Genomic DNA, 14,225 nt, shown 5'->3' on the forward strand with positions numbered 1-14,225 from the left:
GGGCCCGGAAGTGACTGGCCCGAGAGGGCTGGCGTAACTTCCAGCCACTCGTGTATACGTATACAAGACGTCGGTCGTCGCCGAAGTCAAGAGGCTGGCGGTAACGACAGCAACCGCGAATGAAACGCGACAGAAAGGCGTGAGCGCGTATGGAGATCACCCCCACCGCCTATGCACCCTTCGAAAGTCCCGAGGAGTACATCCTTCGCTGGACGGACCAGATCTGGGAGGAGTACGGGCTGGGCCGGCTGCACGAGCACTATGCGCCGGACATGGTCGTGCACGGCGCCTACGGGCCGATCCGGGGCATGGAGACGGTGTTGCGGGGCTCTCTGGTGAAGAAGGGCGCCTTCCCGAACCGAATCGGCACGGCCGAGGACGTCATCTGCGAGTCTCGCGGCGAGAACGCCTTCATCAGCCACCACCGGGTCTTCCACTCCGGGCCACAGCAGGGCATCTGGTCCTACGGCCCTCCCTCGGTCAGGAACTCCGAGTCGCGCAACATCGCGATCTGCCTGGTGAAGGACGGCCTGGTCGTCGAGGAGTGGGTGGTACGGGACGAGTACCGGGTGGTGACCACGCTCGGTTACGACCCCGAGGAGGTGGCCCGCACCCTGGCCTTCACGGACGAGCCGGAGGGCCTGTTCGGCACCACCGCCCCCGCTGACGTGGTGCGGCTGGGCGAGTCCGGGCCGCGACCGGAGACCCACGAGGCGGAGGCGTCCTTCATCCGCGAGTTCCTGGACGAGGTCTGGGGGAAGCGCCACCTGGAGCGGGTCCCGGAGTTCACCCAGCGGGACCTGTTCCTGGAGACCACCCGTGCCCGGGTGCACACCCGCGCGAAGAACTACCAGATCGACCTCAACCAGATGCTGGCGCCGTTCCCCGACGCCACGATCGAGGTCCGGGACATCGCGGTGAACACCGCGGACGAGCAGGGCACCCGGATCGGTGTGCTCTGGCGGCTGAACGGCACCTACGACGGAGCGCCGCTGTACGGCCCGGTCACCCACTCACCGATCGAGATTCTGGGCTCGTCCCAGTTCCTGCTGCGCAAGGGCAAGATCATCCGCGAGTGGCGGGTCTTCGACGAGGTCGCCGTCATGGCTCAGGTCGCCAAGGCGCGCGGCGACGAGCCCGTCGCCGGCTGATCCGCGGCCCCGCAGCCCGCGTCCCGCGTCCACGGGCCGGTGTCCCGCCCTCCGGGCGCGGGAGCCGTGCCCGTGCCGTAGCCCGCCCATCCGAGAGGAGCCCTGGCATTGACCGGAGCCCAGGCCGCCCGGCCACCGGAGATCATCCTGTGCAGCCTGGGCGGCACCGTCCAGTGCACCGCCGCGCCCGACGGCGCGGCGGTGCCCGACCGCGACGCGGGACTGCTGCTCGTCGCCCCCGGCACGGTGCCGGAGGGCGTGCGGGTGTGCGAACTCCCCCTCGCCGCCGTACCGTCCGCCGCGCTCGACCTGCCGGACATCGTCGGCGCGCTGCGTGCGGTGGAGCGTCTGGTCGACGCGGGGGCGGCCGGGGCGGTGCTCACCATGGGCACGGACATGCTTGAGGAGGCTGCCTTCGCGGCCGACCTGCTGTGGCGGCGCGCCGAGCCGCTGGTCGTGACCGCCGCGATGCGTGCTCCGGAGAAACCCGGCGCGGACGGCCCGGCCAACCTGCGCGCCGCCTTGCTGGTCGCCGCACACCCGGCTGCCCGCCACACGGGCTGCCTGGTGGTCCTCAATGACGAAGTGCACGCGGCCTGGCAGGTACGCAAGACCCACAGCAGCAGTCCGGCGGCCTTCCGGTCGGCACACTCGGGCCCGCTCGGTACCGTCACCGAGGGCCGGGTGCGCATCACGGCTCGGCCCATGGACCGCCCGCGGCTGAGCCTGCCGGAGGACGCCCGGTTCCCGCGGGTCGCGCTGCTACGGGCCGCGCTGGGCGACGACGGCGCGCTGCTGGACGCACTGGACGGAGCGGTCGCGGCAGGCTCACCCCCGGGCACCGCGGCCGGGCCGCTCGGGCGGGGCTTCGCCGGGGCGGTGATCGAGGCCGCGGGCGGTGGCTCCGTCCCGCCGGCGTGGTGCGAGGGGCTTGCCCGGGCAACGCGGCGGATGCCCGTCGTCTACGCCAGCCGTACCGGTGACGGTCCCACGTTCCAGACCACCTACGGCGGTTCGGGATCCGAACGTGACCTGATCGCCATGGGGCTGCGGTCCGCCGGCCTGCTGGACGGGCTGAAGACGCGTGTGCTGCTCCGGCTGCTGCTCGCGGCCGGAGCCGGGCGCCAGCGGATCGCGGAGGCCTTCCGCGCCTTCGACGAACCCACCCACCGCACGGCCGTGCCCCGCACCGGCCCCGCACAACCTCGTACCCGCCCAGAAGCGATCCGGAGAGAGACTGCCATGACCGGCCCCACTCGCACCCCCGCCGCCGACCCGGCCCGCCCGCGCCTCTACGGCGCGCAGACCGAGCTGGCGCTGGCCAACTTCCCCGGCTCCGGGCGCCGGCTCCGGGATGTTCCGGAGCTGGTACGCGCCTACGGCTGGACCAAGGCGGCCGCCGCCCGCGCGAACATGGATCTGGGGGTGCTCGACGCGGAGCGCGGCACGGCGATCGTCGAGGCCGCACGGGAGGTGGCGGACGGCCGCCACGACGAGGACCTGCCGACCGCGCTCGTCCAGGGCGGCGGCGGCACCTCGACCAACATGAACCTCAACGAGGTGCTGGCGGCCCGTGCCACCCAGCTGCTGCGGGAGCGCGGTAGTGAACTGACCGTGCACCCCAACGACCACGTCAACCGCTCCCAGTCCACCAACGACACCTATCCGACGGCGATGGCGCTGGCCCTGCGCGAACTGGCCGAGCCGACGCTGCGCGCCCTGGACCGGCTGGACCAAAGCCTTCGGTCCAAGGCCGAGACCTACGACCGGCTGGAGCGCCTGGGCCGCACCTGTCTCCAGGACGCGGTGCCGCTGACGGTCGGCCAGACCCACCGGGCCCAGGCGGTCGCGGTCCGCCGCAGCGCGGAGGGGCTGCGGCGGACCGCCGACGCCCTGGCCGCGGTGCCGCTGGGCGCGACGGCCGTCGGCTCCGGAGCGGGTGCACCGGACGGATTCACCGACGCCGCCGTACGCCATCTCGCCCGCTTCTGCGGGATGAGCGTCACAGCCTCCGAAGATTTCTTCGACTCGATGGCCCATCTGGACCCGTACTCCGCGCTGGCCGCCGCCTGCGCCCGGGCCGCCACCCTGCTGGCCAAGATCGCGGCCGACCTGCGGCTGCTCTCCTCCGGTCCGGCCGGAGGCCTGGGCGAGGTCGGTCTGCCGGTACGCCAGGCCGGGTCGTCGATCATGCCGGGCAAGGTGAATCCGGTCATCCCGGAGCTGGTCATGCAGCTGAGCTACCGGATCCGGGGCGCTGCGGCCACGGTGGATCTCGGTGTGGCGGCGGGGGAACTCGAGCTCAACATCATGGAGCCGGTCATCCTGGACGCCCTGGTGACGGCGCTGCGCGATCTGCGGGACGCGGCGGACTCGTTCGCGGAGAAGTGCGTCGACGGACTTGTCTGGCACGAGGCCGCCCTCGAACGCAATCTGCGCGGCTCGCTCCTCAGCGCGGTGGAGGCAGCCGCGGCCCACGGATACGAGCGGGCGGGATGCGGCGCGACCGAGGGGTGACGGCCAGTTACCCGTGCCCGACAGCTGCACCCTGACCGGCAAAAGGAGAACGTCCCGGACGGCATGCCGTCCGGGACGTTCTCACGATGGTGGCTGGGGCCGGGATCGAACCGGCGACCTATCGCTTTTCAGGCGATCGCTCGTACCAACTGAGCTACCCAGCCACGCAGCTCGTACGGGCTGCAAGCGGTCCTGACGGGATTTGAACCCGCGGCCTCCACCTTGACAGGGTGGCGAGCACTCCTAACTGCTCCACAGGACCAAGCATCGCTCGACCAAGTGTCGCACAGGTTTCGTGTGCCCCCAACGAGATACGGACCCCGGCACCGAGCGGGCGATCTCACCGTTCCCCTCACGGTGAAAGTCGCCTTGGGCTACGGTCGCCACGCAGGCGGCGAAGGGAGTGTGCCGATGCCCCGCCATGTGTTGACCGCGGTCGGCGTCGGGGGCGAACCGATCGGGCGGGAGGCCCGCGACACGACGCCCCCGCTGGCGCTGGTCGCCTCGTACGGCGACCTGCACGCGTGCGACTACGTGACCGTGACCCAGGACGCGGCAGTGAGCCTCTACGCCCGCGACCCCGACGGGATCTGGTGCGTCGTGTGCGCCGGCACCGACGCCGTGACCGCCGACGAGATGCGCCTCTGGTTCGACCTCACCCACCACTTCCCGGGCCCCGGCAGGACAGCCGAAAGCCATCCGCTCGGCCGGGCTCCCGCCACGGGAGCCGGCGGGAGCATCGACGCGGCGGGCGCCGTCGCCCTGGTCCGGGAACACATCGAAGCCCGCGGTCCGGACTATCCGTCCCAGGGGCTGGAGGCGGACCGGTTCGCCGCCGGGTGGAGCGTGTACGCGCCCGTCGACATCGATGACAGCGACCCCATGGCCTTCCTCGACCTGCCGCTCGACCGATCGGTGTTCCTGATCAGCGACGCGGGGCGGATCAAGGAGGTCACCACGGCGATCCCACCCGAACAGGCACGGACCCTGTTCACCGCCGAGGAGGCCTTCGTACGGCGCGCACCCGTCGAGGAGTCCTTCATGAACAGCTTCAAGGAGGAGTTCGAGCGCCTCGACGCCCTGTCGGGGCGGCCGAGCGCCATCGCGGACTTCACCGTCGTCTCCACCCCGCCCGAGGAGCTGATCGCGGGCCGCGTAGCCGCACTCGCCCAGGAGACCGCGCAGCAGCTGGCCCTGCTCGGACCGGCGCAGTGGCAACGCATGACCGCGGTCTTCTCGTGCGCGGTGTCCGCCGAGAGGGCCGGAGCGTCCTTCTGGGACCATGAGCAGCCCCTGGACGCGCGGGTCCCGGAACAGGTCGCGCTCCTCGTACGCCGCCAGCGGCACCTCGCCGCCGCCATGCCGGCCGGACCGTGGCTGCGCATGCTGCTCACCGTCACCAAGGGCGCGGACGGGCGCGCGCAGGTCGCCACCGAGTACGACTACGGGGACGAGCGGCTGGCCGACGCCCACCTGCTGGCTCCGGCGCACTACCGCAACGACCTCGCCGCCTACCCGCGGGCCGAGGTGCCGGCATGGCTGACGCGCTATGCCGCAGGACGTGGACCGCGTGCGGAGCGCGCGGGGGCGGAACCTTCGCCTGCGCGGCCCGCGCGGGCGGAGCCTCCGCGTCCCGCACCGGCCGAGCGGCCCTTCGTGGAGAGCAGGGTCGGCAGGTCCTCCCTGGTCGCCGACCGGCACCGCGTCAGCTACGGGCAGGACACGCTCGACTGGGACGAGGCCGACTGGATCCGGTATCCGGTCTCCCGGATGAAGCACCAGGGCTTCCTGTTTCCGTCCCTCTACACCAACACCTACGCCTTCGGCGTGGGCACGTACGGAGACTCCCCGAAGAACCTGGGACATATCAGCTGGAACAACGGCGGGAAGAAGTCCAGGCCGCCCGAGGAGTGGCTGGCCCTCGTCGACTTCGTCCAGCGCGTGGTCGAACCCCGGCTCCTGGCGCAGCACCTCGCCCTCATCCGGCGGGGCGGGTCGTTCACCATCGGCGAGGTGCGCGTGCACCGTGACGGGCTCACGCTGCGCGGGGTCATGGACGCCGACTGGCGCGCGCTCACCGATATCGAGGTCGCGCACGGCCTGGTATCCGTCCACGAGCAGGGCCGGTCGCAGCCATTGAGGGTGTCGCTCGACAGTCCCAACGCCGTGCTGCTGCCGCGCGTCGTGGCGGCCATGACCGGGTGAGGCCCCGCTCCGTACCAGGGCCCGGCGCGGAGCGGGGACCCGGCGGCGCACCCGCGTGACGAGTCGGCGTCGTCCGGTGCCCCGTTACTCGGGGAGGCGGGATCCGGTCCGTGCGCCGGCCGGCGGGCCCGCCGCGGCAGCGGCCGTGATCAGCGCCGCCGCGCAGAGGCCCGCGACGAAGGTGAGCCCGGCGGCGCCGAACAGGGCACTGGTGCCGGTGCCTCCCCAGACGGGGGCCCCGGCGCCGAACAAGGCGGCGCCGAGGGCCGTGCCCAGCTGGAGAGCGGTGGTGGCCACCGCCGCGGCACCGCCCCGGCCCCGGTCCGTCGCGTCCCCCACGGCGATGGAGAACAGCGGCGCCATGGCCGTACCCAGGCCGAGTCCCGCCAACACCGAGCCGGCCAGCACCAGGGCGAACGTCCCGCCGTTTCCGATGGCGCCCAGGGGCAGCAGCCCGACGGCGGCCGGCAGCAGGCCCGCCGCGATCAGCTTTCGTGGCGCGACGCGTCGCAGGCCCGGGGCGATCCGGGTGGCACCGATGACGAAGGCGATGCCCGCCGGCAGCACCGCCACACCGGCCGCTGCCTGCGAGAGGCCCGAGACGGGTCCCAGGACGAGCGCGAGCGCGGGAAAGAGCGCGAACAGGCCCGCCGCGCCCAGACACAGCACCACCAGGCCGACGATCCGGTCCCGATCGCGGGCGGACGCGCGGGCGGCGTGCGGAACGCCCGCGGCCGCGAGCAGGAGGACGCCGATGCCGAGCGGGCCCAGGAGCGAAGCGGCTGTCCAGCCGTGCGGGCGCGCCTCGTACAGTCCGTAGCTCGTGAGCAGGGCGCCCACGGAGCCAAGCAGCAGGCCCGGCGTCGTGAGCCCGCCCCGGCCGGGCTCCGCATGGTCCCGCACCCGGGTGGCGGCGGCGACGAGGGCGATCAGTACGAGGAGCACGTCGGCGAACAGGCAGGTGCGCCAGCTCACGGACTCGGTCATCACCGCGCCCCAGGCCAGCCCCGCGGGCCAGCCGCCGACCGCGACCGCGGCGTAGACACCGAGGGCCCGGCCGCGCTCCCCGGGCTCGACGAAGCGGGCCGAGACCAGCGCGAGCACGGCGGGTGTCACCAGCGCGGCACCGGCGCCCTGAAGGGCAAGGGCCGCGATGAGTACGCCGGCAGTCGGGGCGAACGCGCCGACAACGGCGGCCACCGCCACCGCGGACAGCCCCGTCATGAGCGTCCGCCGGCCGCCCACCCGGTCCACGAGGTGTCCCCCGAGCAGCAACAGCGCGCCCAGGGCCACGCCGTAGGCGGTGAACAGCGAGTACGTGGTGCGCATAGCGAGGTCGCCGGCGAGGGAGGGGGCGGCCGCGTGCAGACTCGCGGCGTCGAGGACCACGACGAACTGTGCGAACACCGCGGCGGCCAGGCCCCGCCATCGGCGCGGATCCGGCGCCCGGCCCGGGGCGGGCGCCGGGCGTGCGGGGTGCCCGGCCGTGCCCGGGGGCGGACCGAGGGCGGGCGGGGCGCCGGGGTGCGCGGCGGGGGTGGGTGTGTACAGGTCCCGCGGGGAGACGGACGGCTGGAGCCGGCCGAGCCGTACGGGCGGGTTCGACGGCGGCCCGTCCGGAGCGGGACCGGCGGGGGCCTGGGGCGCGAAGTCCAGCAACTGGGCGGCGTGGCGGCCCAGCTGGGCCAGGATCGCGCTCGGCAGCCAGACCTCGTCGGCGCCCGAGGCGGTCCGGTCGGCGACCTCCTGGAGGGTGGGGCGCTCGGCCGGGTCCTTGGCGAGGCACGCGCCGACGAGATCCCGCAGCGACTCGGGGACCCCGGTCAGGTCCGCCGCTTCCTCGGCGACCCGGAACAGGTGGGCGTTGAGGCCGGTGTCCGCGGCACCGAACAGCAGCCGCCCCGTGGCGGCGTACACGAGAACCGCGCCCAGGCAGAACACATCGCTGGCAGCGGTGAGTTCGAGTCCGCGCACTTGCTCGGGCGACATGAAGCCCGGGGACCCGATCAGCATGCCGGTGCGCGTGAGTAGGCTCTGTGGCGCGAGCGTGTCCATGGCCCGCGCGATCCCGAAGTCGATCACGCGCGGCCCGTCCACGGTCACCAGGACATTGGACGGCTTGAGGTCCCGGTGGATCAGGCCCGCGCCGTGCACCGCGGCCAGGGCGAGCGCGAGGCGATGGGCCAGGACCCGCACGGAGTCCTCGGGCAACGGCCCGAAGTCACGTCCCACCACACGGGTCAGGTCGGGCCCGGGAACGTACCGCGTCGCCACCCAGGGGACGGCGGCGTCGGTGTCGGCGTCGAGCACGGCAGCGGTCCACTCGCCGCCCACCCGCCGGGCGGCGGCCACCTCGCGGGCGAACCGCCGGCGGAATTCCGGATGCTGGGCGTGCTCCGCCCGGACGACCTTGACGGCGACCGTGCGCCCGTCGTCCGAGCGGCCCAGGTACACCAGTCCCATCCCTCCCTCACCCAGCCGGGCGATCGGACGGTACGGGCCTATCCGGGCAGGGTCTTGGGGAGTCAGCTGATCCACGGCGGCACGGTAGTCCCATGTTCCGGGGCCGTCATGGCACGCGATGGGTTCCCCGCGCAAGGCTCACGAATGGACCCTTCGCTTCCGGTTCGCGCCACGGGTACGCGCCGCTGCGCCTCGGGCTCGCCGGCTCCGGTGGGCCTTCTCCGGGCGTACAGGCTCCGGGGCATACGGACTCCGGGGCATACAAACGAGAACGTCCCGGACGGGATGCCGTCCGGGACGTTCTCAGGGTGGTGGCTGGGGCCGGGATCGAACCGGCGACCTATCGCTTTTCAGGCGATCGCTCGTACCAACTGAGCTACCCAGCCACGCAGTTCACCGAAGTGAGCTGCAAGCGGTCCTGACGGGATTTGAACCCGCGGCCTCCACCTTGACAGGGTGGCGAGCACTCCTAACTGCTCCACAGGACCAAGAACTATGCAAAGTGCCTACTGCATAGGGTGATGCGTGCCCCCAACGGGATTCGAACCCGTGCTACCGCCTTGAAAGGGCGGCGTCCTGGGCCACTAGACGATGAGGGCAGAACTGCTGTTACAGCTTGCTTCCGCGTCTGTTACCACGAGGCCCGAGGGAACGTGAGAAGCATGTGACTCCGCTTCCCCCTGGAGGTTCCGCTTCTTCCTTCACCCCTGGAGGTTTCAGAACGGTCAAGTCCCGACCGGCGCCCTTGGGCACGTGGGAGACTGTACTACGGCGTTTCCGCGTCAGCCAAACCGAATAGGGGAGGGCGACGCGTCGGGGTGGTCGTCCGCCGGCAGATGGCGGCTGACCTCAGCAGTCGTCAGCCCGAGACCGCCCAGGGTGATCTCGTCCCAGGCCCGGAGCCGGCGCGTGGAGCGGTCCAGATAGAGCACCGACGCGAGCACCTGTTCCGGCTTCTTGTTCTGTACGGCCCGCAGCCCGCCGCCACCCGTGGAGCCCTCCACCATCAGCCGGGTGCCGCCCTTCAGGACCTCGTTCTGCCGGTGGTGCACATGGCCGGCCAGGGCCAGCGGGACCTCGCCGTCCGTCTCCTCCGCCGCCTCCGGTTCGTGGGCGACGGCGATGTCTGCGGGCGTGCCGGACCGCTGCTGCTCGCGCAGGGCGGCGGCGAGCGTGCGGCCCGCCACGCGCTGGACGTCCTCGGACTGCTCGGGTCCCGCCCGGTCCGGGGTGAACTGCGGGTCCCCGACGCCGGCGACCCGCAGCCCGCCGACGGTGACGGTCCGGCCCTGGTCCAGGACGTGCACGTTCTTGAAGCGCTTCTTGTTCTCCAGGTACTTCTGCGTCACCGACGAGTCGTGGTTCCCGCGCACCCAGACGTACGGGGCGCCGAGGTCGGCGATGGGGTCCAGGAAGCCGTTCTCGACGGCGGTGCCGTGGTCCATGGTGTCGCCCGAGTCGATGATCACGTCGATGTCGTACTGCTCGACGAGCGAGCCGATGATGTGCCACGCGGCCGGGTTGAGGTGGATGTCGGAGACGTGCAGGACGCGCAGGGTCGCCGGGTTCGGGCTGTAGACGGGGAGCGTCGATGTGGCGTCGTACAGCTTGGTGACGTTGGTGACCAGCCGGGCCAGCTCCTGCTGGTAGACGTCGAAGTCCGTGACGATCGAGCGGGCGTCGCCGACGACGGAGGGGGCGCTGGAGAGCAGCCCGGAGAACTTGGGCTCCAGGACCGATTTGGGGTTCCAGGTGGCGTACGCGCCGACGCCGGACGCGGCCAGCAGCGCGAGGGCGAGTCCGCCGGCCGCCAGGGCCCGGCGCGGCCTGCGGTAGACGGCCAGACCGAGCGCGGTGGCCCCGGTGACGACCGCCACGCAGGAGCGCAGGGCGAGCTCGCGGGTGCCGGACGCGACATCCGCGGTGACCTCGTCCTCCAGGCCCGACAGTCGTTCCGGATGCTGGACCAGGGCCTCGGAGCGGACCGGGTCGAGCCGGTCCACGTCGACGTCGAGCCGGACCGGTGCGTGGTGCGAGTCCAGCTCCAGGGCGCCGAGCGGCGAGACGTTGATCTTGGTGCCGCCGCTGAGCGAGGGCCGCAGGGTCATCGTCGTGTCCATCGGCCCCACGGGCGTACGGACGCTGCCGACGGCCAGCAGCCCCAGCCAGGCGCCGAACAGCACGACGACGACCAGGCCCAGCGCCCGGACGAAGGGCCGGGGCGAGGTGAGGGGCCCGCCGGTGGTGGGGCGGGTCGGCGGGCGGAGGAGGTGACGGGCGCGGGCCATTGGGTGCCTGTGCCCCGGGCCCGGGGCGGATATGCCCTTTCCGGAGGCTTTCCGGGGGCTTTCCGGGGCCGAGGCGTGTGCGGTGCCCGTACGGGACAATGGCCGGGTGCTGGAGATGACGAGGGAAGCGTTCGAGGAACTGGTCGCCGAGGCGCTGGACCGGATTCCGCCGGAGCTGACCCGGCTGATGGACAACGTCGCGGTGTTCGTCGAGGACGAACCGGAATCCGATGATCCGGAACTGCTCGGTCTGTACGAGGGCACGCCGCTGACCGAGCGCGGTGAGTGGTACGCGGGCGTGCTCCCGGACCGGATCACCATCTACCGGGGGCCGACGCTGCGGATGTGCGAGACGCGCGAGGACGTCGTGGCCGAGACCGAGATCACGGTCGTCCACGAGATCGCCCATCACTTCGGCATCGACGACGAGAGGCTGCACGCGCTGGGCTACGGGTGAGCCTCCGGGGGCCGTCACCTGTGAACGAGGTGTGCGGACCGGCCGGGCGGGCGTGTCCCCGGCGGGTCGGCGGGAGTTGGGCACGGCACACCCGGCTCGTTCATGTCAGGAATGCCAGACCGGCCGGCCCGTCCTCCCTCGTGCCCCCGGAGGTGCCCCCGTGCGCCAGTTGCCCGTCCCCGTCCGCTGGGCGGCCGTCACCGCTGTGACGCTCGCCACCTCCACCGGCTGTATGAGCGTCGGCTCCGACGGTGCGGAGCCCGTGTCCTCGCGGTCCGCCGACGAGAAGGGCGCCGCGGTCGAGCCGAACGGCACCACGGTGACGGGCACCGGCAGCTCCGGCGCGGGCGGCGCCGGGGCGCAGTCGCAGCGGCGGAGCGCCGGTCCGGGCGCCCCGAGCGCCTCCGCGTCACCGACCGGGAGCCCCGCGTCCGAGGAGTCCCGGCCGGACGGGGACCGCGACCGGGCCGGCCGCCCGTCCGGGCCGGAGGCGTCGGCCGCCCCGGGGACGGGCGGGCAGCCGGAGCCCCCGGGCCCCTCCGACCCGGACCCGGGGCCGGACCCGGAGGACACCCCGGGGCCGCCGGACCCGCCGGAGCCCGAGCCGGAGCCCTCGAAGCCCGATGAGCCCTCGGAGCCCGAGCAGCCGGCACCCTCGGCGTCCCCGGCCGCGCAGTTCCGGACCGACGCGATGGGGTGGCCGGACGAGGTGGACATGCTGCGGACACCGGAGGCATCACCGCAGGCGGGACCCGCTTGAGGGGCCGGCCGCAGGGAGGCGGTTTGCGCGATGTGGGGGAGAGTGCGTATGGTGGTAGATCGTTTGATCCCATTGCCCGGCGCCGACACAGAAGAGCGCCGTGTGGCGCGTACTCTCCCTTGCCGTGGCTGGACCGCATTGAGGCGGTCGAAATTGCGAATCACGGAGTTACGGGCGCGTGCCGAGACTCCGGAAGGTTTCGCATTTCGCATGTCAATTTCCAGTTCTGACCACACCGTCATGCCCGAGCACGTCGAGAACGACGAGCTCACCGAGGTCACCGCAGTCGCGGAGGCCGTCGTCGAGTCCGCCGCGTCCGAGGCCGCGGACGCCGAGCCGACCATCTCCTTCGCCGACCTGGGCCTGCCCGAGGGCATCGTCCGCAAGCTCGCGCAGAATGGTGTGACCGCGCCCTTCCCGATCCAGGCGGCGACCATCCCGGACGCCCTGGCCGGCAAGGACATCCTCGGCCGTGGCCGTACCGGCTCCGGCAAGACCCTCTCCTTCGGTCTGCCGACCCTGTCCGCCCTGGCCGGCGGGCACACCGAGAAGAAGAAGCCCCGCGCGATCATCCTCACCCCGACCCGCGAGCTCGCGATGCAGGTCGCGGACGCGCTCCAGCCGTACGGCGACGTGCTCGGCCTGAAGATGAAGGTCGTCTGCGGCGGTACGTCGATGGGCAACCAGATCTACGCGCTGGAGCGCGGTGTCGACGTCCTCGTCGCCACCCCGGGCCGGCTGCGCGACATCATCAACCGGGGCGCCTGCTCCCTGGAGAACGTCCAGGTCGCCGTCCTCGACGAGGCCGACCAGATGTCCGACCTGGGCTTCCTGCCCGAGGTCACCGAGCTGCTCGACCAGATCCCCGGCGGCGGCCAGCGCATGCTCTTCTCCGCCACCATGGAGAACGAGATCGGCACCCTGGTCAAGCGCTACCTGAGCAACCCGGTCACCCACGAGGTCGACTCCGCCCAGGGCAACGTCTCGACCATGTCCCACCACGTCCTCGTCGTGAAGCCGAAGGACAAGGCGCCGGTCACCTCCGCCATCGCCGCCCGCAAGGGCCGCACCATCATCTTCGTCCGCACCCAGCTGGGCGCCGACCGCATCGCCGAGCAGCTCGTCGACGCGGGCGTCAAAGCGGACGCGCTGCACGGCGGCATGACCCAGGGCGCGCGCACCCGCGTCCTGGAGGACTTCAAGAAGGGCTACGTCAACGCGCTCGTCGCGACCGACGTCGCCGCGCGCGGTATCCACGTCGACGGCATCGACCTGGTCCTGAACGTGGACCCGGCCGGTGACCACAAGGACTACCTGCACCGCTCGGGCCGTACCGCCCGTGCCGGCAAGTCCGGGGTCGTCGTCTCGCTGGCCCTGCCGCACCAGCGCCGCCAGATCTTCCGCCTGATGGAGGACGCGGGCGTCGACGCCTCGCGTCACATCGTCCAGGGCGCGGGCGTCTTCGAGCCGGAGGTCGCCGAGATCACCGGCGCCCGCTCGCTCACCGAGGTCCAGGCCGACTCCGCGAACAACGCCGCCAAGCAGGCCGAGCGCGAGGCCGCCGAGCTGAGCAAGCAGCTGGAGCGCGTCCAGCGCCGTGCCGTGGAGCTCCGCGAGGAGGCCGGGCGTCTGGTCGCCCGCGCGGCGCGCGAGCGGGGCGACGACCCCGAGGCCGCCGTGGCCGAGGTCACCGCCGAGGCCGAGGCCGCCCTCGCGGCCGCCGCCGTTCCGGAGCAGCCGGCCGCGCGCGAGGAACGCCGCGACGAGCGGGGCAACTACGAGCGCCGCGACAACCGCGGTGGCTACCGGGGCAACGACCGCCGCGACGACCGTGTCGGCGAGCGCTCCGGCCGTCCCGCCGGCCAGAGCGGCTACCGGGGCAGCAGCGACCGCCCCTCGTTCCGCAGCAGCAACGACCGTCGTGACGACCGTCCCTCGGGCGGCTTCCGCTCGGGTGGCGGCGACCGTCGCGACGACCGTGGTGGCCGTTCCTTCGAGCGCCGCGACGAGCGCCCCTCGTTCAACCGTGACCGTCGTGACGACCGTCCCTCGGGCGGCTTCCGCTCGGGTGGCGGCGACCGTCGCGACGACCGTGGTGGCCGTTCCTTCGAGCGCCGCGACGAGCGCCCCTCGTTCAACCGTGACCGTCGTGACGACCGTCCCTCCGGCGGCTTCCGCTCCGGTGGCGGCGACCGTCCGTTCAACCGCGACCGTCGTGACGACCGCCCCTCGGGCGGCTTCCGCTCCGGCGGCGGCGACCGCCCGACCGGCCGCCGTGACGACCACCGTTCGACCGGCACCAGCACCGGCTCCTTCGGCCGCCGCGACGACAAGCCGCGCTGGAAGCGCAACGGCTGAGCGTGTGCTGAAGACCTGCTGAAGGT

At 72.7% G+C, this 14,225-nt stretch carries 8 protein-coding genes and 5 tRNA genes; 6 read left to right on the forward strand and 7 right to left on the reverse strand.

Annotation, left to right across the window (positions count from 1 at the left end; genetic code table 11):
- The first annotated feature begins 149 nt into the window (after positions 1 to 149).
- Both P8A18_RS17950 and P8A18_RS17955 read left to right on the forward strand, forming a co-directional pair.
- Positions 150 to 1,151, forward strand: a complete 1,002-nt coding sequence (locus P8A18_RS17950; protein WP_306055855.1) for a nuclear transport factor 2 family protein — start codon at positions 150 to 152, stop codon at positions 1,149 to 1,151.
- 108 nt (positions 1,152 to 1,259) lie between these two features.
- Positions 1,260 to 3,668, forward strand: a complete 2,409-nt coding sequence (locus P8A18_RS17955) for a lyase family protein (protein WP_306055856.1) — start codon at positions 1,260 to 1,262, stop codon at positions 3,666 to 3,668.
- An 87-nt stretch (positions 3,669 to 3,755) separates the two neighbouring features.
- Here P8A18_RS17955 and P8A18_RS17960 read toward each other — a convergent pair.
- A tRNA-Phe gene (locus P8A18_RS17960) sits at positions 3,756 to 3,832 on the reverse strand.
- Positions 3,833 to 3,855: 23 nt separating this feature from the next.
- Positions 3,856 to 3,930 (reverse strand) — tRNA-Asp (locus P8A18_RS17965).
- Between the two features lie 149 nt (positions 3,931 to 4,079).
- Here P8A18_RS17965 and P8A18_RS17970 point away from each other — a divergent pair.
- Entirely contained in the window at positions 4,080 to 5,873 is a 1,794-nt protein-coding gene (locus tag P8A18_RS17970) for a hypothetical protein (protein ID WP_306055857.1), read from the forward strand.
- A gap of 84 nt (positions 5,874 to 5,957) precedes the next feature.
- On the opposite strand, the gene P8A18_RS34315 is transcribed toward P8A18_RS17970, so the two are convergent.
- The 5 genes from P8A18_RS34315 to P8A18_RS18000 form a co-directional block, all read right to left on the reverse strand.
- Positions 5,958 to 8,336, reverse strand: a complete 2,379-nt coding sequence (locus tag P8A18_RS34315) for a bifunctional serine/threonine protein kinase/MFS transporter (protein ID WP_445978194.1) — start codon at positions 8,334 to 8,336, stop codon at positions 5,958 to 5,960.
- 309 nt (positions 8,337 to 8,645) lie between these two features.
- Positions 8,646 to 8,722: transfer RNA gene (locus P8A18_RS17985), tRNA-Phe, on the reverse strand.
- A gap of 27 nt (positions 8,723 to 8,749) precedes the next feature.
- Positions 8,750 to 8,824 (reverse strand) — tRNA-Asp (locus tag P8A18_RS17990).
- Between the two features lie 38 nt (positions 8,825 to 8,862).
- Positions 8,863 to 8,935 (reverse strand) — tRNA-Glu (locus tag P8A18_RS17995).
- Positions 8,936 to 9,118: 183 nt separating this feature from the next.
- Positions 9,119 to 10,624 (reverse strand): metallophosphoesterase family protein, encoded by a 1,506-nt coding sequence (locus P8A18_RS18000; protein ID WP_306055859.1) that lies wholly within the window; start codon positions 10,622 to 10,624, stop codon positions 9,119 to 9,121.
- Positions 10,625 to 10,730: 106 nt separating this feature from the next.
- Between P8A18_RS18000 and P8A18_RS18005 the strand changes: the two genes are divergently transcribed.
- The 3 genes from P8A18_RS18005 (at position 10,731) to P8A18_RS18015 (ending at position 14,199) form a co-directional block, all read left to right on the forward strand.
- Positions 10,731 to 11,081: a metallopeptidase family protein gene (locus tag P8A18_RS18005; protein WP_018101725.1), complete on the forward strand. Its 351-nt coding sequence runs from the start codon at positions 10,731 to 10,733 to the stop codon at positions 11,079 to 11,081.
- A 160-nt stretch (positions 11,082 to 11,241) separates the two neighbouring features.
- Positions 11,242 to 11,841, forward strand: a complete 600-nt coding sequence (locus P8A18_RS18010) for a hypothetical protein (RefSeq protein ID WP_306055860.1) — start codon at positions 11,242 to 11,244, stop codon at positions 11,839 to 11,841.
- A gap of 240 nt (positions 11,842 to 12,081) precedes the next feature.
- Entirely contained in the window at positions 12,082 to 14,199 is a 2,118-nt protein-coding gene (locus P8A18_RS18015; protein ID WP_306055861.1) for a DEAD/DEAH box helicase, read from the forward strand.
- The last annotated feature ends 26 nt before the right edge of the window (positions 14,200 to 14,225 follow it).

It is taken from the genome of Streptomyces sp. Mut1 (assembly GCF_030719295.1).
GTDB lineage: Bacteria > Actinomycetota > Actinomycetes > Streptomycetales > Streptomycetaceae > Streptomyces > Streptomyces castrisilvae.